Origin of the sequence: Streptomyces sp. NPDC094143, assembly GCF_040303825.1 — a bacterium.
In the GTDB taxonomy this organism is placed as follows: Bacteria; Actinomycetota; Actinomycetes; order Streptomycetales; family Streptomycetaceae; genus Streptomyces.
On record NZ_JBEOTZ010000003.1, the window covers coordinates 210,547 to 231,009 of the forward strand.

Annotated in this window: 20 protein-coding genes; 7 read left to right on the top strand and 13 right to left on the bottom strand. The window is 69.7% G+C overall.

What is annotated here, in order from left to right; genetic code table 11:
- Positions 1-4: 4 nt before the first annotated feature.
- The gene (locus ABTZ58_RS05690; protein ID WP_351350742.1) at positions 5-703 is read right to left on the bottom strand and encodes a KpnI family restriction enzyme N-terminal domain-containing protein; all 699 of its coding nucleotides are present in this window, start codon (positions 701-703) and stop codon (positions 5-7) included.
- Positions 704-995: 292 nt separating this feature from the next.
- Here ABTZ58_RS05690 and ABTZ58_RS05695 point away from each other — a divergent pair, with 292 nt between their 5' ends.
- Both ABTZ58_RS05695 and ABTZ58_RS05700 read left to right on the top strand, forming a co-directional pair.
- Positions 996-1,916 (top strand): hypothetical protein, encoded by a 921-nt coding sequence (locus tag ABTZ58_RS05695; RefSeq protein WP_351350744.1) that lies wholly within the window; start codon positions 996-998, stop codon positions 1,914-1,916.
- Positions 1,917-2,245: 329 nt separating this feature from the next.
- On the top strand, positions 2,246-2,944 hold the full coding sequence (locus ABTZ58_RS05700) for a KpnI family restriction enzyme N-terminal domain-containing protein (RefSeq protein WP_351350746.1): 699 nt from the start codon (positions 2,246-2,248) through the stop codon (positions 2,942-2,944).
- Positions 2,945-3,094: 150 nt separating this feature from the next.
- On the opposite strand, the gene ABTZ58_RS05705 is transcribed toward ABTZ58_RS05700, so the two are convergent.
- On the bottom strand, positions 3,095-3,739 hold the full coding sequence (locus ABTZ58_RS05705) for an ATP-binding protein (protein WP_351350748.1): 645 nt from the start codon (positions 3,737-3,739) through the stop codon (positions 3,095-3,097).
- Positions 3,740-3,943: 204 nt separating this feature from the next.
- On the opposite strand from ABTZ58_RS05705, the gene ABTZ58_RS05710 reads away from it, so the two are divergent.
- Together ABTZ58_RS05710 and ABTZ58_RS05715 are read left to right on the top strand one after the other, a co-directional pair.
- Positions 3,944-4,792, top strand: a complete 849-nt coding sequence (locus ABTZ58_RS05710; RefSeq protein ID WP_351350750.1) for a helix-turn-helix domain-containing protein — start codon at positions 3,944-3,946, stop codon at positions 4,790-4,792.
- A gap of 32 nt (positions 4,793-4,824) precedes the next feature.
- A complete protein-coding gene (locus ABTZ58_RS05715) occupies positions 4,825-5,004 on the top strand; it encodes a DUF397 domain-containing protein (RefSeq protein ID WP_351350983.1) in 180 nt (59 codons plus the stop codon).
- A 181-nt stretch (positions 5,005-5,185) separates the two neighbouring features.
- On the opposite strand, the gene ABTZ58_RS05720 is transcribed toward ABTZ58_RS05715, so the two are convergent.
- The 5 genes from ABTZ58_RS05720 to ABTZ58_RS05740 form a co-directional block, all read right to left on the bottom strand.
- A complete protein-coding gene (locus ABTZ58_RS05720; RefSeq protein ID WP_351350752.1) occupies positions 5,186-5,560 on the bottom strand; it encodes a VOC family protein in 375 nt (124 codons plus the stop codon).
- Positions 5,561-5,637: 77 nt separating this feature from the next.
- Entirely contained in the window at positions 5,638-6,126 is a 489-nt protein-coding gene (locus tag ABTZ58_RS05725) for a MarR family winged helix-turn-helix transcriptional regulator (protein WP_351350754.1), read from the bottom strand.
- A gap of 57 nt (positions 6,127-6,183) precedes the next feature.
- A complete protein-coding gene (locus ABTZ58_RS05730; protein WP_351350755.1) occupies positions 6,184-6,996 on the bottom strand; it encodes an alpha/beta fold hydrolase in 813 nt (270 codons plus the stop codon).
- Between the two features lie 235 nt (positions 6,997-7,231).
- On the bottom strand, positions 7,232-7,681 hold the full coding sequence (locus ABTZ58_RS05735; protein ID WP_309098050.1) for a DUF2267 domain-containing protein: 450 nt from the start codon (positions 7,679-7,681) through the stop codon (positions 7,232-7,234).
- Between the two features lie 116 nt (positions 7,682-7,797).
- Positions 7,798-8,220: an Hsp20/alpha crystallin family protein gene (locus tag ABTZ58_RS05740; protein ID WP_351350758.1), complete on the bottom strand. Its 423-nt coding sequence runs from the start codon at positions 8,218-8,220 to the stop codon at positions 7,798-7,800.
- 178 nt (positions 8,221-8,398) lie between these two features.
- On the opposite strand from ABTZ58_RS05740, the gene ABTZ58_RS05745 reads away from it, so the two are divergent.
- The gene (locus ABTZ58_RS05745; protein ID WP_309098048.1) at positions 8,399-8,710 is read left to right on the top strand and encodes a hypothetical protein; all 312 of its coding nucleotides are present in this window, start codon (positions 8,399-8,401) and stop codon (positions 8,708-8,710) included.
- 501 nt (positions 8,711-9,211) lie between these two features.
- Here ABTZ58_RS05745 and ABTZ58_RS05750 read toward each other — a convergent pair.
- A complete protein-coding gene (locus ABTZ58_RS05750; RefSeq protein ID WP_351350760.1) occupies positions 9,212-10,675 on the bottom strand; it encodes an MFS transporter in 1,464 nt (487 codons plus the stop codon).
- Between the two features lie 53 nt (positions 10,676-10,728).
- Positions 10,729-12,069 carry a DUF445 domain-containing protein gene (locus ABTZ58_RS05755; RefSeq protein WP_502996013.1) on the bottom strand — a complete coding sequence of 447 codons (1,341 nt, stop codon included), beginning with the start codon at positions 12,067-12,069 and terminating at the stop codon, positions 10,729-10,731.
- 193 nt (positions 12,070-12,262) lie between these two features.
- On the opposite strand from ABTZ58_RS05755, the gene ABTZ58_RS05760 reads away from it, so the two are divergent.
- Positions 12,263-13,594, top strand: coding sequence for an SGNH/GDSL hydrolase family protein (locus ABTZ58_RS05760; RefSeq protein WP_351350764.1), 1,332 nt, complete (start codon positions 12,263-12,265; stop codon positions 13,592-13,594).
- Between the two features lie 657 nt (positions 13,595-14,251).
- Here ABTZ58_RS05760 and ABTZ58_RS05765 read toward each other — a convergent pair.
- Genes ABTZ58_RS05765 through ABTZ58_RS05780 form a run of 4 tightly spaced genes read right to left on the bottom strand, consistent with a single transcriptional unit; the run spans position 14,252 to position 17,571 of the window.
- On the bottom strand, positions 14,252-14,944 hold the full coding sequence (locus tag ABTZ58_RS05765; protein WP_351350766.1) for a DUF1707 SHOCT-like domain-containing protein: 693 nt from the start codon (positions 14,942-14,944) through the stop codon (positions 14,252-14,254).
- Positions 14,945-14,977: 33 nt separating this feature from the next.
- The gene (locus ABTZ58_RS05770) at positions 14,978-15,955 is read right to left on the bottom strand and encodes an ABC transporter ATP-binding protein (protein ID WP_351350768.1); all 978 of its coding nucleotides are present in this window, start codon (positions 15,953-15,955) and stop codon (positions 14,978-14,980) included.
- Position 15,956: 1 nt separating this feature from the next.
- The gene (locus ABTZ58_RS05775; RefSeq protein WP_351350770.1) at positions 15,957-16,778 is read right to left on the bottom strand and encodes an ABC transporter permease; all 822 of its coding nucleotides are present in this window, start codon (positions 16,776-16,778) and stop codon (positions 15,957-15,959) included.
- Positions 16,771-17,571: an ABC transporter permease gene (locus ABTZ58_RS05780; protein WP_351350985.1), complete on the bottom strand. Its 801-nt coding sequence runs from the start codon at positions 17,569-17,571 to the stop codon at positions 16,771-16,773. The genes ABTZ58_RS05775 and ABTZ58_RS05780 overlap by 8 nt, the downstream gene beginning before the upstream one ends.
- Before the next feature lie 492 nt (positions 17,572-18,063).
- Here ABTZ58_RS05780 and ABTZ58_RS05785 point away from each other — a divergent pair, with 492 nt between their 5' ends.
- The gene (locus tag ABTZ58_RS05785; protein WP_351350772.1) at positions 18,064-20,463 is read left to right on the top strand and encodes a transglycosylase domain-containing protein; all 2,400 of its coding nucleotides are present in this window, start codon (positions 18,064-18,066) and stop codon (positions 20,461-20,463) included.

Below are 20,463 nucleotides of genomic sequence, written 5' to 3' on the forward strand. Positions count from 1 at the left end.
CTGTCTAGTTGTCCTGATCGTCCATGTCGTGCAACGCGTCGGCGACGGCCTTGCGGGACTCCTCTGGGAGAGTCCGGTAGATGCCCCACATCTTCTCCATGGGACTGAGCGACCTCTGGTCGGCCGCGATCCATGCCAGGAAGATCTGCCGCTCCATAGGAGCGAGCGATTCGGCAAGGTCCAGGATCATGCCGAGATCGACCTCGCGATCGGTGCTGCCGGCCCCGCAACGCTTGCACTCGGTGACAAACTGGTAGTCGTCCCCGCCGTCTGGCAGCACAACCTTTCTGCGGGCCACATTCAGAACCGACAGCGTGATGCCATCCTCGTATGCTTCACCACCAGCGATTCCGCAGGACCGGCAGAGGTGGTTGTCAGCCTGGAAGATCTTGAGGCGCTGTGCAGTCGTCAGGCTGTTCTTGTGCTTAGGCGCCTTCGACTTGCCCGGGACCCAGACATCGGCGCCCCGCGCTACGAAACGCTGTTCCTGCTGCTTCAGAGACACGTCATCGCGACTCGTGTCGATCCGCCATCCATGGTCTCTGAGATCCCGGGTCCGCCGGTCGATCTGAGCGACTTCCGGAAACGCCGCCCGCAGCTGAGGCTTCGTGAAGACGTTCCCCTCCCCCACCACCTGTAGCAGCCATAGAGCCGCACGCGCCATGCTTCCCAGTTTTGGGTCCTGCCACGACGGCAGCGTCATCTATCGCCTCCGGTCATATCAAAACGGCATACCGCAATCAGCCGTGCATGGCGATAGAAACCGACACATACCCGGCCCGCTTCCCCCCGCTTGCTTCTCGGGCGGCTGCCTCACCAGTCTGGCACCACCACCCGAAAGGAAGTCCAGCAGTTGAACACTTGCTCCGCAAATAGCAAGCGGCAACTCTCGTCCCTTCAGGCACAATTGCCGGACAGGCTCAGGGTCGACCACCAGGGGCTTCGCAGGCGAGGACGCTGACCAGGAACCAGAAATACGGGTGAGGAAGAAGCTCATGGGCCGAAGCGAGGCCGTCCCAGCCGGACGCAACTGGATAGACAAGAAGGTTCGCAGTGACGTTCCGCCGGGTCAGCGAGCCTTGGCCAGAGCCCTCCAGGATCTATGCCGCCACATCACACCGCCACCATCGAGCAAATCACCACAAGGAGCTCCCACTCAGGCGGACGCAGCCCGGCACCTACTGTGCAGCGAAAGCTCACTCTCCAGATTCCTGAGCGGACAGTCGGTTCCGCGGCTGCCCTCCGTAGAGCATCTGTACAAGACGGCCGTCGCCGATGCTGGCGGCGAACACGTTCTCGGCATCAGCCTCGATGACCTGCGGAGACTTCACAAGACCGCGTTAGATGAGCGGTGCCAGAGCTGCGTTGCCCTGCGGTCACAGCTGGCATCCGCTGAGGCGCAGACAACAACAGCAGAAGCGGAGCTGGCCTCACTACGGCAGTCAGCCTCAGACAGCGCGGCTGAACTGGAGTCTCTCCGGCGAGAAGTCAAGTCGCTCAGGAATGCCGTCTTCGAACTGCAAGCCACCAGGGCCGGCTTGCAAGCACGGCTCACCACTCAGGCGGCGCTGGCTCCGCTGCCGGTCCCCCGCCGGAGAGGGGACCGGCAGCGGAGCAAGAACGATGTGTCGGCAGCACGGCAGGTAGCGAAGCGGGCAGCCGAGTTGCGGAGTGGCGGTCGGCAAGACGCCGCACTGGCATTGCTGCGTCACACCACAGAAGTTCTCAGCCCTGTAGAGATCGCGGCGTTGTTCAGAGCACTCCGCCAGGAACGGCAGAACGAACTGGTGGACAACTTGATTCACATCTTTGGCCGCGACCGCCGAGATCAAGAAGTGATGCACGTGACCTGGGAACTTCATAAGCAGGGCGCAGCAGATGACGTCGGCGCCCTGCTCCGGGCAGCGATGGAGTGATACGCCGGCGCCGCAAGGCGGCGCTCCTGCCCAGGAGGGCCACAGAGAGACGCCATACGGCTTGGCACCCCCGCTGGCCGCGCCCCAGCCAGACGGAGGGATCACTAGCAACCGTGCCCTTAACCGGGGGTTCCGATGCCCGGCCCGGTCGGCTCCATGACAGTCCCTCTCCCGCTCGCCCCCGACGGGCCGCCACTCCGCCTTCTCACGCTTGCCGAACGTTGCCGAACGCTGACGGCTGTACTGTCCGAGGGACGGCGGTACAGTTGTTCGGGCCGACACCACTTCGAGTGGCGACGGCGTACCTCTGCATGCCCTGAGGAGATGGAATGACACAGGAGCGCGCCGTAAGGCGTTCATCGAAGGTGAAGGTCGCGGAATTCCTGGCGGCCAAGGGTGAGGGCAAGGTATTCAAGAAGCTCGAACTGTTCGAGGGTGTCCCCGGGGTGGCTCAGGTGGATCGCCGTATGCGCGACCTACGCGAGCTGGGCTGGCAGATCGACAACTACAAGACGGACCCGCACCTCCAGCCCGACGAGTACCGGCTCACAGCGATCGGCACTCGTATCGACCTTGGTGAACAGCCTGAGCGCCCTTCACGGCCGCGGATCTCCGCTAGTCGCCGCCGGGAAGCCATCGAAGCAGTCGGCTCTCTGTGCCAGTTGTGCGGCACAAGGGCCGGCGAGGCTTTCCCGGATGACAAGGACGAGAAGGCGGCCCTGGGTGTTCACCTCATCGATCCGAGCCCGCCAGCGAACACGGAGCTGTCGAACCTGCGCGTGGAGTGTCAGCGTTGCAGCCGCGGAAGCGGGGCCGGCAAATCGCTGCCGACTCGCGAAGAGATCCTGGAACACGCCTCTAGCCTCAGCAGTCGTGCCGAGAAGCGACGCCTGTACCGGCTTATGCAGTCAGGGCAGCCCGAGCGTGATGAAGTAGAGCAGATCTTCGTCCAGTGGCTCCGGTTGAAGCATGACGACAGGGTGGAGGTCATGCTGAAACTCGCAGGCGCTCTGATCGAGGAGGACTGACGTCCCCTCCCACACCCGGGATGACCGGTGCGCTTCGAGGCGCCGGTCACTCCTGCCGCTCTGAACCAGCCCGAGTGAGTTGGCGCGATGCCCCAGAACCGGCAGCGCCGGCACTGCTGGCGCCGCCCAACGGCAGGGTAGTCGGCTCGCTCACCGACCCTGCCGCAGGGCCACCTGCTCGGCTTCGAATCGCGTCTGCGCCCGGTCGAGCATGTCGTCCGCGTCCCGGCCATGGGCTTGGAACCAATGAAGGAAGTCGGTGATCGCCGCGATCGCTGTCTCTTCCGCCACGGTCGAGGCCAGCCTGTTCACCTCTGGCCGGTGAGACGACTGCACCGCGGCGGCGTAGCCGAGGAGGGCTTCGGCTCGCGTCACACCGGGAGCTGTCATGTGACCGTTGTGCGCCGTCAGGTTCGTCGCCAGTTCGCACCATGTGACCTTCCGGTCCGGACGCAGCAGCACACCCCAGCGATCGGCGAGGGCGTCCACGAGGGCCATTCCTCTGCCACCCTCGGAGTCCGGGCCGGCATCACCGAGGACGGGCAGGGCGCGGGTGTCCGGGTCGTGCACTTCGATGCGCAGATGCGTGCCGTTGAGAGAGACGGCCAAAGTCGCTGGAGTGCCGGGGCCGACGTGCGTGATGACGTTGGCGACCAGCTCGCTGAGGCACAGCTGGGCCTCGTCCACAAGGTCGTCCAGTCCCCAGACGCCCAGGTGCATCCGCATGATCCGGCGAAGTGCGGCCACCTCCGCGGGTTCGGCCGTGAAGGCGATGTCCCACGGCTTGCGCGGCATGCAGGCTTCCTGACACACGGGGACCCCCCTGATAGCAGTCGGCGACGCAACGTCACAGGCGTTCACTGAGCGTTGCTCTCGGAAAAGAGTGCGGTGACCACATCCCGTCATGCAATGTGCAGCGAAGGATTCCCACTTCTGAGTGATGGGCAGGCACACCCCTTGGCGCAAGACTGAATGCCCGCTAGTTGAAAGAGGGTTGGGATGGCCGGATCACCCACGGCACGCCGTCGGCGCCTCTCGATCGAGCTCAAGAAGCTCCGCGAGAAGAGCTCCCTCACCTGCGCCCAGGTCGGCGAGGCCCTGGACTGGAGCGGATCCAAGGTCAACCGGATGGAGACGGGCAGCGGACGCGTCCAGCCGTCGGACATCGACGCCCTGTGCCGCTTCTACGGCACGAGCGATGAACTGCGCGAATTCCTCAAGTCACTGGCCCGGCAGGCAAAGGTGCGCGGCTGGTGGCAGGTGCACGGCGCCGGCGTTCCCGAGTGGTTCAACATCTACATCGGCCTGGAGCAGGACGCCTCTACGTTCCGCCAGTACCAGTGCGAGGTCGTGCCGGGTCTGATGCAGACGGAGTCGTACGCGTCCGAACTCCACCGGGCCGGGGGACACATGCCCGCCGAGGACACCGCGAGAGCAGTCCGAGTGCGTATGGAGCGGCAAGCCCTGCTGCGACAACCGGATGCCCCGGATGCCTGGTTCATCGTGAACGAGGGTGCTCTGCGCCACATCATCGGCGACCGGGCCTTGATGCGTGAGCAGTTGGAACGGCTTCTCGAGACAGCCGACCAGCCGAGCGTGACCCTCCAGGTTCTTCCTTTCGATGCGGGGACCTATCCGACCACCGGTTCCTTCACCATGCTGGGCTTCCCCGCTCCGGAAGACCCGGATGTCGTGTACCGAGACGGCATCACGGAGGCCGTGTACCTGGAAGGCGAGCATCATGTGCGTGAGTACACCAGGGCGTTCGACGGCTTGCGGGCAGCAGCCTTGAGTCCTCAACGCTCGGCCCGGTTGATCGAGTCGATTGTGAAGGATTACGCACAGTGATATTGCCCGAGTCCGGCGGTGGTAGCCGTCTGATGTGGTTCACGTCGTCCTACAGCAACGGCGCAGGGGGTGAGTGCGTCGAATGCGCCCTCATCGAGGACGGGGCCCTGGTCCGCGACACGAAGGTCGCTGAGGCGCATGTCATTTCGGTGGGCTGTGATGCTTGGCGGTCCTTCCTGCAAACGCTGAAGTGCGGAGGGGCGCCCGGATAGAGCGGGCTGAATCGCTGGTTTGCCAGGATGCACTCACGGCCGCCCCGTTCTTCCTAGGTTGGCGGTGGAGGGTCGGGGCCGGGCGGTTGGGTGCAGTGTGCGTCGCCGGGTGCCGGCCCAGAAAAATCTTCTTGGGGCTCGTCCGAAGGCTCCGGCAGGTGTTTCTCGCAGCCCTGCGGTTTCAGCCCCGCTCCCCCCGTTCGATGCAGAACTCGTTGCCCTCCGGGTCGGTCATCACGACCCAGCCTCGGCCGTTCGGGAGGGTGCGGTCCGTTTCGATGCGGGCGCCGAGGGTGATCGCGCGTTCGACCTCCTCCGCGCGGGTGCGGCCCGTGGGCGCTAGGTCGAAGTGGAGGCGGTTCTTTGTCTTCTTGGGGTCCCCGGTCCTCACGAAGAGGAGGCCGGGCGTGCCGGCCGGGAGTTCGATCAGCACCTCGTCGTCGCCGGGCTTGTCCGTGTCGGAGATCGGGTGGCCGAGGAAGTCGGACCAGAAGCGGGCCAGTTCGTACGGCTCGCCCGTGCAGTCGAAGGTGATGTGGCGGAGGTTGGGATTCAACGGCCGGTTCCGTCCCGTCGGTTGGCCAGTGCTGGCGTGTGTTCCGCAGCATCGTCGACAGGGCCGGGGCTGTCGAACTATTTCGGGTTCTCGGGGAGGTTCCCGTCGCCGCCCAGGTTGGCGACCATGCGGCGCAGGACGTTGATCGTGGTAATGAAGTCGGCCTGGGAGATGCCCTGATGGGTCTGGTGGTGGACGCGGAGGTTGCGTTCCCTGGCCCGGAGGCGGGCGGCCTCGCCCTCGTCCGTGAGGGTCAGGCCGCCTGTCGTGTCGTCCTCGGTGAGCCAGCCCCGGGCCGTCAGGTCGTCGTAGACCGCGTCGAAGTCGGTGTGCTGGTCGTCGTAGGGGGTGAGGCGAGCGGTGAGGGTGGCGCGGGTCCAGGTGCCCGGGGCGCCGGAGGCGTGGTTGAGGGTCCACCAGTGGGGCTGGGTGAGGTTCTCCACCGCCAGTTGGGCGCGGATGGCTCCCACGACCCTGCGGTAGGCCTGGCCGGTCCATGAGCCGATCGGCTGGGCGGCCAGTTCGTCCTGGGGGTAGTCCTTGAGTTCCTCGACGTGTGGGGTCATGGGTCCTCGTTGTCCCGTCTGTGCCGTGGTCGGTCGGACGCGATGAAAACTAGGACCTCAAGCAAGGTCGAGGTCAAGGACGAAGGTGCGGATCGCCTCGTGGAGGCGGGCCGGCTGGTCCAGATGGACGTCGTGGCACGCGTCGGGGATGCGGACCACCTTGGTGCCGGGGCGGTGAGCGAGCATCCTCGCCGGTTCGTCGGGGCGCATCGTGCCGTGTTCCCCCTGGACGAGGAGGGTCGGGCGGGTGATGCGGGACCACTCGGACCAGTAGGCGGTGGTGGCCAGTTCGGCGACCGTGTCGATGATCGTGGTGCGGTCGAAGGCCGGGTGCCAGCCGTCGTGCTTTCTCTCCAGGGTTCTCGTCCATGCCTCGTGGCCCAGGAAGGCTGCCGCCTCCCGCAGGGACGTGAAGGGGGTCGGCCAGCTGTCCAGCCAGGTCGCGATCCGGGTGGGAAGGTCGGGGGCCGGGCCTGCCGGGCCCGCTTCGACCAGGATCAGGGAGTGCACGAGGTGCGGGTGCGACGCCGTCAGCAGCATCGCCGTGTGGCCGCCGAGGGACTGGCCGAGCAGGGTCACGGGGGCCAGGTCCAAGTGCTCGATCAGGGTGACGGCGTCCTCGACGTGCGCCGCGCGGGTGGTGGCCGGTGGGGTGCGGGTACTGGCGCCGTGGCCTCGGGCGTCGTACGTCACGACGCGGTGGCCGTCGGACAGCAGGCGTGCGGTGAGGGTGTCCCACTCGCCCTGGTGGCCCGCCAGGCCGTGCAGGAGGAGGAAGGTGATCTCCGGGTCTGCGGCGGGGTGGTGGTCGGTGTAGGCGAGGCACGTGCCGTCGGCGGTGGTGAGGGTCGCGGACGTCGGAGGGGGCATGGGCGGCTTCCTGGCATCGACGGCCGAACCGGGCGGCTCTGGTCGCCTCGGGGACCCCGGTGGCTCCGGTGACCCGGTGACCCCGGTGGCTTTGGTGATTCCGGTGCCTTGGTGACCCCGGTGGCTTTGGTGGCTTCGGCTGTTGCGCGACGGCCACCGTCGGTTTCCTCGCCTTGGTCACCGTGATGGCCGTCGGTTTCCTCACCGTGGTGGCCGTCGCGCACGGCACCGGAGCCTACGCCGCCGGGCTCAGGTCCGCTCGGCCGAACAGGAGGGCGTAACCCGGGGGGAGTTGGGCCAGGATGCGGGTCACCAGATCGTCGCCGATCAGGGGTGGGAGCACGCTGAGGACGGAGCTGACGTCCCAGCGGGCCGTGGCGGGAGTGGCTCCCGGGGTGCGGGACGCCACCTCGTCGACGAACCTCGCGGCGGTCAGCCGGTGCGTGGCCGGGATCTGGGCGGCGATCAGGCGGGCCGCCTCTTCGGGGAGGGCGCGGGCGAGGTCGACCCGTTCCTCGCCGATGACATGGGCACCGAGGGCCGCCAGGACGGTACGGGTGACCTGTTCGGCCTTGGTCCGGGTGTCGTACTGGCCCGACGCGCGGACTGCCTCGACGAGCCGGGGCCAGCCGTTGTCGTCATCGTGGTCTCTCGCGGTCACACCGGGCACTGTCGCCGTGCTCATGTGCGGGTTTTTCCTCCGGGTGCGTGGGTGCGGTCCTCCCGGGGCGCGCCACCGTGCGTGCGTACCGCACGCGGTGGCGTGCCCCGGGGACGGGCGGTGTTCGCGGGGTGGTGCGGTCAGCCGCTGATCTGCTTACGGCTGTCGCCGCCCGTGATGTGGATGCGGCGGGGCTTGGCCTGCTCGGCCACGGGAATGCGCAGGGTCAGGACACCGGCCTCGTACGAGGCGTCGATGCGCTCCGTGTCGAGCGTGTCGCCGAGGAAGAGCTGGCGCGTGAAGGTGCCGGTGGGACGCTCGGCGACCAGCGTTTCCGCGCCCTCGGGGGCGGGGGACCTGCGCTCGGCTCGCACGTTGAGGACGTTGCGTTCGACGTCCAGCTCGATCGTCTCGGGGTCGATGCCGGGGAGGTCGAAGTGGACGAAGAAGTCGTCCCCGGAGCGGTAGGCGTCCATCGCCATCGCGGACGGGCGGGTGGCGGAGCCCAGGACCTGCTGGGTGAGCCGGTCGAGTTCACGGAAGGGGTCCGTGCGCATGAGCATCACGGGTCACTCCTCTCTTCAGGCGCTGTGAGTGCGATGCCCTACGTTCTATGACTTCTTATATAACTCGGAGGAGGAAACTTGACAACCCCCGACTCAGGTTGGAGTGCGGGGTGGCTCGGGGCGTGTTCCGCGCGGGGTTAGCCTCGTGATCTCGCAAGCGAGGCAGGAGGCAGATATGGCGAAGGTTCCCAGCGCGGTGGTGGCCGCGAGCGGGCTCGTGGGCGGGTACGGCGTGGCCCGGTGGACCAGGCAGCGGCCGCTCGGCGGGGTGGTGCTCGCCGCAGCCGGTGCGGCGGCCGCACGGCAGTGGCGGCAGCAGGCCGGCGGGGTGGCCGCGGGGGCGTTGTCGGCCGCCTATGTGGCCGCGTTCGCCGGGTCTCACCCGCTGGCCCGGAAGGTGGGGGCCTGGCCTGCCGTGTTCGGCGTGGCGGGGGCCGTGGGGCTGGCGTCGTGGGTGGTGGCGGACCGGCGGCGGGGTGGGGCGTAGGCCCCGGGAAGCCGCGCGGCCCGCGGCCCGGCCTCGTGCCGGCAGGCCGGGCCGCGTGGGCACACGGTGATGGGCATACAGTGATGCGCACACAGCGAAGAACCCGGCCCTGTCATCAGGGCCGGGTTCTCGTATGGAGCGCCGGGCAGGCCTTGCACCTGCATCTCCCCACAGGAAGTGGGGCGTCTTTCCTTGGACCACCAACGCATCGTCCCTCTGCCGGAGTTCGGCGAGCGGGCGCAGATCAACTATAGCGCAGGTTCCGGTGCCGCCGGCCCGCCGGACCTTGCGTGGGCGGGCAGTTGCCCCGCTGCCCGCCCACGTCCGGAACGTCGAGTACTGCGCCGACCGTCGGGGCTTCGCCGACCGTCGGGCTACGCGACCGTCGGTGCTACGCCGTCGCCGGGCTGGACCCCGGCGCGCCCGGATCCGAGCCCGGACTCGACCCCGAGCCCGGACTCGACCCCGGGCCCTGGGAGCGCCGTGGCCGCGGACGCCGGGCTACGCCTTGCCCGCCGCCGCCGTCAGCGGCTTGGCGATGTCCTCCAGGGAGCGGCGTTCGGCGTTCACCGCCAGGAGCATCGCCACCAGGCCCGCCAGGCACATCAGCGTCGCGCCGATCGAGAAGGCGAGGACCGTCTCGCCGACGACGCCAGATTCCGTGAGCTTGGCGAACAGCAGCGGGCCGCTGATGCCGCCGGCCGCGGTGCCGATGGCGTAGAAGAAGGCGATCGACATCGCGCGGGTCTCCATCGGGAAGACCTCGGAGACCGTCAGGTAGGCGCTGGAGGCGCCCGCCGAGGCGAAGAACAGGACAGCGCACCAGCACGCCGTCATCGTGGCCGCGCTCAGGGAGCCCTGGTCGAAGAGCCAGGCCGTGCCGAACAGGAGCAGGCCGGACAGGATGTACGTGCCGGAGATCATCACGCGGCGGCCGACCGTGTCGAACAGCTTGCCCAGCAGCAGGGGGCCGAAGAAGTTGCCGAGTGCGATGACCGCGAAGTAGTAGCCGGTGCTGCCGCTCGGGACGTCGAAGAACGTCGTCAGGATCGCGCCGAAGCCGAAGGTGATCGCGTTGTACAGGAACGCCTGGCCGATGAAGAGGGAGAAGCCGAGGATGGCCCGCTTGCGGTAGTCGGAGAAGACCGTGCGGCCGATCTCCAGGAAGGAGACGCTGCGCCGCTGGTGGATGGTGATATCACCCTCCGGGGGCGGCAGCGGCTTGCCGCTCTCCCGTTCGATCTCCTGCTCGATGGAGGAGACGATGCGTTCCGCCTCTTCGTCCCGGCCGTGGATCAGCAGCCATCGCGGGCTCTCCGGTACGTGCCGCCGCACGAGGAGGATGACCAGGGCCAGGACCGCGCCGAGGGCGAAGGTCAGACGCCAGCCGACGTTCGCCGCGAAGATGTCGGTGTCCAGGGCGACGATCGACAGCAGGGAACCGAAGACCGCGCCCAGCCAGAAGCTGCCGTTGATCATCAGGTCGACGCGGCCGCGGTACTCCTTGGGGATCAGCTCGTCGATCGCGGAGTTGATGGCCGCGTACTCGCCGCCGATGCCGAAGCCGGTGAGGAAGCGGAAGAGGAAGAACCACCAGGTGTCGAAGGCGATCGCGGTGAGGGCGGTGGCGGCGAGGTAGACCGCCAGGGTGATCATGAAAAGTTTTTTGCGCCCCCACTTGTCGGTCAGGCGGCCCCAGAACAGGGCTCCGATGCAGGCGCCCGCCACGTAGAGGGCGGCCGCCATGCCGGTGACCTCGCCCGAGGTGATGGGCAGGCCGCTGCCCGGTTCGGACAGGCGGCTGGCGATGTTGCCGACGACGGTGACTTCGAGACCGTCGAGGATCCACACGGTGCCGAGGCCGATGACGATCGTCCAGTGCCAGCGCGACCAGGGGAGGCGGTCGAGTCTGGCGGGAATGTCGGTGGTCAGGGTCCGGCCGGTCTCGGCCTGCGCGGTGGTCATGGGCTCCCTCCTCGTCGAGAAGAACCCCCTTCGTCTGCCCTGACCATCTTTCGTTACGCCCCGAGCGCGTGCGTCACCGTGTAGATGAGCAGGCCCGCCAGGGAGCCGACCACCGTGCCGTTGATGCGGATGAACTGCAGGTCGCGGCCGATGTTCGCCTCGATCTTCTTCGTGGTGTGCTCGGCGTCCCAGCTCGCGACCGTGTCCGTGATCAGGGACGTGATCTCCTTGCGGTAGGTGGTGACGACGTAGACGGCCGCGTCCTCCACCCACTTGTCGACCTTGTCCTGCACCTTGCGCTCGCCCGCCATCCGGGAGCCCAGCGACAGCAGCGAGGCCCGTACGCGCAGCCGCAGCTCGCTGCGCTCGTCCTCCGCCGCCGCGACGATCATGGACCGGACGGCGGTCCAGGCGCTGGCGATGAGGTCCTGGACCTCGCCGCGGCCGAGCACCTCGCCCTTGAGCCGTTCGACGCGGGCGCGGGTGTCGGTGTCGGACTGCAGGTCGGAGGCGAAGTCGGCGAGGAAGCGGTCCAGGGCGCCGCGCGCGGGGTGGGCGGGCATGTCGCGCATCTCGGTGACGAAGCGCAGCAGTTCCTTGTAGACGCGCTCGCCGACCTTCCTGTCGACGAACTTCGGGGTCCAGCCGGGGGCGCCGCCCTGTACGGCGTCCATGACGGAGTCGCCGTGCAGCACGAGCCAGTCGTGGGCGCGGGTGACGATCAGGTCGACGACCCGCCTGTGGCCGCCGTCGGCGACGACCTTCTCCAGCATCTTGCCGATGCCGGGCGCGATCTCCTGGGCGCCCGCGCGGCGGGTGATGGCCTCACCGACGACGGCCTGGACGTCGGAGTCGCGCAGGACGGTCAGGGCGCCGCGCAGGGCGGTGGACAGCTCGGCGGTGACCCGGTCGGCGTGCTCGGGGACGGCGAGCCAGGCGCCGAGGCGGCTGCCGATGCCGACGGCGCGCAGCCGCTGCCGTACGACGTCCTCGGAGAGGAAGTTCTCGCCGACGAACTCGCCCAGGGAGACGCCGAGCTGGTCCTTCTTCTTGGGGATGATCGCCGTGTGCGGGATGGGGATGCCGAGGGGGTGGCGGAAGAGGGCGGTGACGGCGAACCAGTCGGCGAGGGCGCCGACCATGCCCGCCTCGGAGGCCGCGGCGACGTAGCCCGCCCAGGCGCCGGCGCCGGAGTTCTGGGCGATCTTGGCGAGGACGTAGACCACGGCCACGAACAGCAGGAGTCCGGTGGCGGTGAGTTTCATCCGGCGTACGCCGCGCTGTTTCTCCTCGTCCGCAGGGCTGAAGGTCGTCATCGCACGGTTCACGGTGGCGCCGGGGCGGGCATGCTCCCCGCCGACGCCGACCTTTTGTCCCGTTTCAGTCCGTTCCATCCGCTCCACCCGCTCGGTGATCCCGCACACATTGTCCCTTCCTGACCGACTCCTGGAACGGAACAGGAGTTCCCGGCGTCTGTCGGGAGGGGGTATCGCCACGGGGTCCTGTGAGCCTCCCCCGGTCCATGACGCATCATGGGCACATCAGATCGGAGCCTGGGCTCCCATCGCCCGAGGAGAACTACACAGCATGACCCGAGGACGTGGCTACGCCCTCTTGGCCCTGGTCGTCGCAGCGATCGTGGCCCTTTCCACCGCCCTGTACGTCGGGGTGGCGTCCGACAACGGCGAGCCGGGCCGTAACGCCCTCGGTGACGGCCGCGCCCCGAACTCCGCCGCTCCCGCCTCCACCGGCACCTGGGTCAGCACGTGGTCCACGTCCCCGGCCGCCGGCGAGCCCGGCACCGAGACGACGGGCATGGCGGACCGTTCGGTGCGCAACGTCGTCCACACCAGCGTCGGCGGTACGAGTGCCCGCGTGACGCTGTCCAATCTCTACGGCCGGTCCCCGCTGAGCATCACGGGCGCGTCGATCGCCCTGGCCGCGGGCCCCGGCACGCCGGCCGCGCTGCCGGACACCCTGCGGCAGCTCACCTTCAACGGCGGCCCGACGGTCGTCATCCCGCCGGGCCGGCAGGTGATGAGCGACGCCGTGCGCATCGCCGTCCCGCACGACTCGGACGTCCTGATCACCACGTACACGCCGGCCGGCTCCGGCACGGTGACGTACCACCCGCACGCCCGGCAGATCTCCTACCTCGCGCAGGGCGACCACACGCGGGACACGACGGGCGCGCCGTACACCGAGCAGACCAAGAACTGGCGGTACCTGACAGCGCTGGACGTGCTGAGCAATGAGTCCGAGGGGACGGTCGTCGCGCTCGGCGACTCGCTCACGGACGGCATCACGTCCACGATGAACGCCAACAACCGGTGGACCGACGTCCTGTCCGACCGGCTGCGCGCGGAGATCGCCGCCGGGCGGGACCTGCCGCGCTACAGCGTCGTCAACCAGGGCATCAGCGGCAACCGGGTCCTCACCGACGGGCTGGGCCGCCCCGCGGACAACCCCAGCGGCCTGAACCGCTTCTCGCGGGACGTGCTGCAGCGGACGAACGTCAAGGTCGTCGTCATCGACCTCGGCGTCAACGACATCCTGCGCAACCCGCGGCTCGCCGACCCCCAGGCGATCCTGGGCGGCCTGCGCACGATGGTGGGCCAGGCCCACGCGCGCGGCCTGAAGGTCGTCGGTGCGACCCTGATGCCGTTCTACGGCCACCGCGGCTACACGGACGCGCGGGAGTCGGTGCGCCAGGCCATCAACGCCGAGATCCGTTCCGGGCGGGTCTTCGACGCGGTGGTCGACTTCGACGAGGCGCTGCGCGACCCGTACGACCCGCGCCGGCTGCGCGCCGACTACGACTCGGGCGACCATCTGCACCCCAGCGACAAGGGCTACACGCGGATGGCAGAGGTGTTCGACCTGGAGTCCCTGAAGGGCTCGGCGCCGGCGGAGCTGTAGTCCGACGGCGGTGCGTCGGCGGGCGGCCGGGCCCGGGCCCCGGGCACGTCGCTCCGGCTCACGGAGGCGCGCTCCCCCTCCGGGGGCGGGCAGCTCCCCGCGTCCGGCCGCTGAGGAAGACGACCGGGCCCGGTGACGCCCGCCATCCGCCCGGCACGGCGTTCCACCGCCGCAACCGCCGCACGGGCCCGGGCGCAGGCGTCCTCGGTTCCGACCGGGCGCAGGCGTCCTCGTCCGACCGGGCGCAGGCGTCCTCGGTCCGACCGGGCGCAGGTGTTCTCGGACCGACCGGACGCAGGCGTCCTGGGACCGGCTCGGCGTTCGACTGCTGCACACGCCGGGCAAGCTCAGGCGCCAGGCACGCTTCGCTCGCTCACCGAGGCGCGCTCCCCCTCCGGGGGCGGGCAGCTCCCCGCGTCCGGCCGCTGAGGAAGACGACCGGGCCCGGTGACGCCCGCCATCCGCCCGGCACGGCGTTCCACCGCCGCAACCGCCGCACGGGCCCGGGCGCAGGCGTCCTCGGTTCCGACCGGGCGCAGGCGTCCTCGGACCGACCGGACGCAGGCGTCCTCGGTGGTCCGACCGGGCGCAGGTGTTCTCGGACCGGCTCGGCGTGCGACCGCTGCACGCGCCGGGCGGGCCCCGGCGGCACCTGGTTCAGTCCAGTTCCCGGCGTTCCGTTCCTCGGTCCAGTTTCCCCTGGCGCCGGGCCTCGCGGATGCGGAGTTTCTCCGCGCGGGTGAGCTTGCGCTGGACCCCGACGCCGCCCCAGAAGGCGAACCCGGTCACGATCACGCGCGGGGCCCCGGGTTCGCCCGGCACGCCCTCCTCGCGGTGGTCGAAGCCGCCCATGACGCCGATGCCGCGGACGACGACCTCGACGCCGGGCGGGACGACGACCTCCACCCCGCCCATGATCGCGATCGCGTTGATCTCGACCTCGCGCTCGGTGAAGTCCGCCTCGCGCAGGTCGATCTCCCCGCCGCCCCAGAAGGCGAAGCAGGTGAACCGCCGGGGCATCGTCCAGCGCCCCTTGCGCTGGAAGCCGGACATCACGGCGACGGCCCACGTCGAGGACCCCTCGCCGCCGACGATCCGCCCGGACCAGCCCGGCCCGGCGGCGGGCTCCTTGCTCAGCGACACCACCGGGGCCGTGACGCCCGGGACGGGCAGGTCCCGGGTGATCGGGGCCAGTTCCCCGTACGTCCGGGCCCGGTACGTCGCGTCCAGGCGCTCCTCGAACTCCGCCATGTCGAGCCGGCCCTCCGCGAGGGCGTCCCGCAGGACGTCGGCGACCTTCTCACGGTCGGCGTCGGAGGCGCGGAGGTCCGGGACTGCGTCGTCGGTCATACCCAGCAGCCTACGAGTCGCCCCTGCCGCGCACTACGTGGTCGCGCGCTCCGCGTACATCTTCGCGATGACCGCCTCGATGTCCGGCTCCCGCACCGACAGGTCGACCAGCGGGTACCGCGCCGCGATCCGCGCCACCAGCGGCGCCGCCGACTCGGCCGCCGGGAACACCAGCCACTGCCGCGGCCCGTCCACCCGGACGACCCGCGCGGGCGCCGGCGCCTCGATGGGAGGCAGTTCCCGCTCCAGGTCCACCACCAGGGTCCGCTCGCTCTCCCCGGCCTCGTGCAGCCCGGTGAGCGGCCCGTCGTACATCAGCCGCCCGCGGTCGATGACCATCACCCGCCTGCACAGCTGCTCGATGTCCTGCAGGTCGTGCGTGGTCAGCAACACCGTCGTACCGCGCTCGGCGTTCAACTCCCGCAGGAACTCCCGCACCTTCGCCTTGGAGACGACGTCCAGCCCGATGGTCGGCTCGTCCAGGTACAGCACCTCCGGGTCGTGCAGCAGCGCCGCCGCGATGTCCCCGCGCATCCGCTGCCCGAGTGAGAGCTGCCGCACCGGCACCTCCAGCAGATCGGCCAGGCCGAGGAGTCCGACCAGCCGGTCGAGGTTCTCGCGGTAACGGGCGTCGGGGATGCGGTACATGCGGTGCATCAACCGGTAGGAGTCGATCAGCGGCAGGTCCCACCACAGCGTCGTACGCTGCCCGAACACCACCCCGATGCGGTGCGCGAGACGGACGCGGTCCCGGGAGGGGTCGATGCCCGCCACCCGGACCCGCCCGGCGCTGGGCGTCAGGATGCCGGTCAGCGTCTTGATCGTGGTGGACTTGCCGGCGCCGTTGGGTCCGATGTAGCCGACCATCTCACCGCTCTCCACCCGGAACGAGATCGAGTCGACCGCCCGCACCTGCCGCCGCTCCCGCTTCAGGAAACCGGTCTTCCGGCGCACCTCGAAGACCTTCTCGACCCCGTCGAGCTCGATGAACCCGCTGTCCGAACCGGTCAACTCAACTCCCTGTACTCCGGTACGAGCGAAGCCCCGTCCGCCACGCCAGCCCCGCCAGGACACCGCACGCCAGGGCGACCAGCGGCGAGGCGTACGCCGTCCACCCGGGCAGACCGATCGGGTACGGCCTGCCCAGCACGTGGGCCGCCGGCACCCAGTTGACGAAGGCGAGCGGCACCATGAAGGTCACCCCGCGCACCAGGTCCTTGCCGAACACGCCGGGCGGGTACTGCAGCAGCGTCGTCCCGCCGTAGGTGAAGGCGTTCTGCACCTCGGCGGCGTCCTGCGCGAAGATCTGGAAGGCCGCGCCCGCCACGAACACCGCCGAGAAGATCGCCGCGCCGCTGACCACCATCACCGGCACCAGCAGCACCTTCGCCACGGTCCAGTCGACGTCCACCGACACCAGCGCCCAGCCCAGCACCACCGCCCCCTGGGTGACCCGGCCCAGCCTGCGCAGCGCGAAACGGTCCGCGCCGACCTGGGCGAGCACCGGCGCGGGCCGCACCAGCAGCGTGTCGAAGGAACCGTCCCGCATCCGGGAGCCCACGGTCTCCGTCGAGCCGAGCAGCAGGTCGGCGATCCCGAACGCCGTCACCGACAGCCCGTACAACAGGGCCACCTCGGGCAGCGACCAGCCGCCCAGCGAGTCCACCTGCGAGAACATCAGCAGGATCGCCACGAAGTCCAGGCCGGTCACCGTCAGGTTGCCGATCACCGTGACGACGAAGGAGGTGCGGTAGGTCATGCTGGAGCGCACCCACATCCAGGCGATCAGCCGGTAGGCCCGCATCCCCTCGAACAGGGCACCACGCTCACCCACCCTGCACCACCACCCGCCGGGTCGCCGCCGACTGCGCCAGCCGCCCCGCCGCCAGCAGCGCCACCGCCCACGCCGCCTGGAACGCCAACGCCCGCAGCGGATCCGTCTCCCCCATCAGCACGTCGGCCGGCATCTGGATCTGCGCCGCCCACGGCAGCACCCGCACGACCTCGCCGAAGACGCCCGGGAAGGCGTTCAGCGGCAGCACCATGCCCGAGAAGAAGATCCCGGTGACCATCAGGGCCTGGTTGACGCCCATGCCGTCCATCAGCCAGAACACGCTCAGCGCCGCCAGGTAGCGGATCGCGAAACTGACCACCGCCGCCAGCAGCAGCGTCACCACGAACGCCGCCCACGGGACGACGTCCGCCGGCAGCGCCATCGGGAAGAACGCCGCGCCGAACAGGAAGGGGATCACGCCCCGCCCCAGCATCTGGAACAGCGCCCGCCCCAGGTCCCCGGCCAGCCACCACAGCTGCAGATCGACGGGCCGGTACAGGTCGACGGCGATCTCGCCGGTGCGGATGCGCTGCATCAGGTCCCTCTCCGCGCCGCCGCCCTGGATGGCGAGGGTCGCGTAGAGGCACTGCCCCAGCCACACGTAGGTCACGGCCTGCGTCTGGTCGTACCCGCCGAGGTGCGGCTTCTCGTCCCACAGCGCGAGATACGTGTAGACGAGGACGACGCCGAAGACCGTGTTGGTGAACACCCCGGCCGCCGTGGCCGCCCGATAGGTCGCGTACCGCCGGAAGCCCCCCGCCGCGACGGCCGCGTACAACCGCCCCGAGCCCACCTCCACCGCCCTCCTCGCCGACCGGCACCGAAGCGCAGGAGCCTAGTGCCCCCGGGGAGGGCCTGCCACGGAATATCCCGCGCCGACGGGGACGCCGCGGGGCGAGCCGGCACCGGCATTGACGGTACGATCCGTTGCGTCCGCGTGGGCCGAGGCGCCCGTGGCCAGGGCGAGCGGCGTGACGGCGGTGCCGGCCGGGGCGGAGCACCGAGCCGACGCGCATTCGGTCGGATCACCCTCGGGGATGCGTCCCTCGTGGGGCGGATCCCGCGCGAGCAGGATCTCGACGCGCACGGGCGGTCCAGGGTGCGGTCCGCCCACGGCCCGCCTGGGCGTTCGTCCGCGCGCCGCCCGCCTCGCCCCACGGCTCACGACACGGCCCTCGATCAGGGAACTGATCGCCGGATGGGACAGTCTTCATCACAGGGGCGCAAGAGCGAGCAGAGACATACGGGAACGACGTACGACGCGAAACAGGAGTCCGTGCACGACATGAGTGACGAGCCTCAGCCGCAGCAGCCGAACCAGGGCTGGGCACCGGGAGAGCCGCAACCGGACGGCGACTCCGGCACGCCCGGAGCGGCCGCGAAACCGAAGCGGACGGGCTGGCGCCGGATCATCCCGACCTGGCGCATGACGCTGGGCGCGTTCCTCGTCGCCGCGCTGCTGCTCGTCGGCGGCTTCTTCGTGGGCTACTCGCTGGTGAAGATCCCGCCGGCCAACGCGCTCGCCACCAAGCAGGCCAACGTGTACCTGTACGCCGACGGCTCCGTGATCGCCCGCGACGGCGAGGTCAACCGCGAGAACGTCACCCTCGCGCAGATCTCCAAGGACGCCCAGCACGCCATCCTGGCCGCCGAGGACCGCGACTTCTACACCGAGTCCGCCGTCGACCCCAAGGCCATGGTCCGCGCCGCCTGGAACACCGCCCTCGGCAAGGGCAAGCAGTCCGGCTCCACGATCACGCAGCAGTACGTGAAGAACTACTACCTGCGCCAGGAGCAGACCGTCACGCGCAAGGCCAAGGAGTTCTTCATCGCGATCAAGCTGGACCGCGAGGTGAGCAAGGACCACATCCTGGAGGGCTACCTCAACACCAGCTTCTTCGGCCGCAACGCCTACGGCATCCAGGCCGCCTCCCAGGCCTACTACGGCATGGACGCCAAGGACCTCGACGCCGGCCGCGCCGCCTACCTCGCCGCGCTGGTCAACGCGCCCAGCCAGTACGACGTCGTCGCCCACCCGGAGAACCGCGAGGCCGCCGAGTCCCGGTGGAACTACGTGCTGGACGGCATGGTCAAGAAGGGCTGGCTCAGCGAGTCGGAGCGGGCCGGCATGAAGTTCCCCATGCCGAAGGAGTCCACCCTCTCCACCGGCATGTCCGGGCAGCGCGGCTACATCGTCCGGATCGTGAGGGACTACCTCGTCCAGAACAAGATCGTCGACGAGGCCAGGCTCGACGCCGGCGGCTACCGCATCACCACCACCCTGCAGAAGCCCAAGCAGGACGCCTTCGTGAAGGCCGTCAACGACAAGCTGATGGACAAGCTCGACAAGAAGGACAACAAGGTCGACCGCTACGTCCGCGCGGGCGGCGCCGCCGTCGACCCGAAGACCGGCAAGGTCGTGGCGATGTACAACGGCATCGACTACGTCAAGCAGTACACCCCCAACGCCACCCGCAGGGACTTCCAGGTCGGCTCCACCTTCAAGCCCTTCGTCTTCACCGCGGCCGTCGAGAACCACAGCGAGACGCAGGACGGCCGCGTCATCACCCCGAACACGATCTACGACGGCACCAACCAGCGCCCCGTCCAGGGCTGGGCCGGCGACCCGTACGCCCCCGAGAACGAGGACCAGGTCTCCTACGGCGACATCACCGTCACCGAGGCCACCGACAAGTCCGTGAACTCGGTCTACGCGCAGATGGCCGCCGACGTCGGCCCGCAGAAGGTCAAGCAGACCGCCATCGACCTCGGCATCCCCGAAGCCACCCCCGACCTCGCCGACGGCCCCGCCATCGCGCTCGGCACGGCCACCGCCAGCGTCCTCGACATGGCCGAGGCCTACGCCACACTCGCCAACCACGGCCGCCACGGCGCCTACACCATGGTCGAGAAGGTCACCAGGGAAGGCACCCCGATCGACCTGCCCGAGAGGCGCACCCGGCAGGCCGTCAGCCGCGAGGCCGCCGACACCACCACCAAGGTCCTGCAGAGCGTCGTGCAGAACGGCACGGCCGCCGCCGCCCAGGCCGCCGGCCGCCCCGTCGCCGGCAAGACCGGCACCGCCGAGAAGGACAAGGCCGCCTGGTTCGCCGGCTACACGCCCGACCTCGCCGTGGTCGTCTCCGTCATGGGCCAGGACCCCGTCACCGCCGACCAGAAGCCGCTCTACGGCGCCCTCGGCCTGCCCCGCATCAACGGCGGTGGCCCGCCCGCCGAGATCTGGGCCCAGTTCACCCGCGACGCCCTCAAGGACAAGCCGGTCAAGGACTTCGACCTCAGGCTCCAGCCCGGCGCCGACGTCTCCCAGGCCCCCGGCACCGAGGCCCCGGCCGACCCCGCCACCGGCGCCACCGACGGCGGCTCCTCCACCGGCGGCCAGGACGACGGCACCGAGACGCCCAGCCAGACCCCGAGCGCGCCCGAGGGACAGAACCAGGGCCAGACCGACGGCGGCACCACCGACGGCGGCACGGGCGGCGAGTCCCCCACCGGCGGCGGCACGGCGGACGGCGGCACCACCGACGGCGGCGCCACCGGCGGTGACGGCGGCGAGGCCGACGGCGGCACCACAGGCGGCGACGGCGGGACGGCCGACGGCGGCACCACCGGCGGCACCACCGGCCCCGGCTGGGGCGTGGTCCCGCAGGGCGCGCGCCGAGAATGA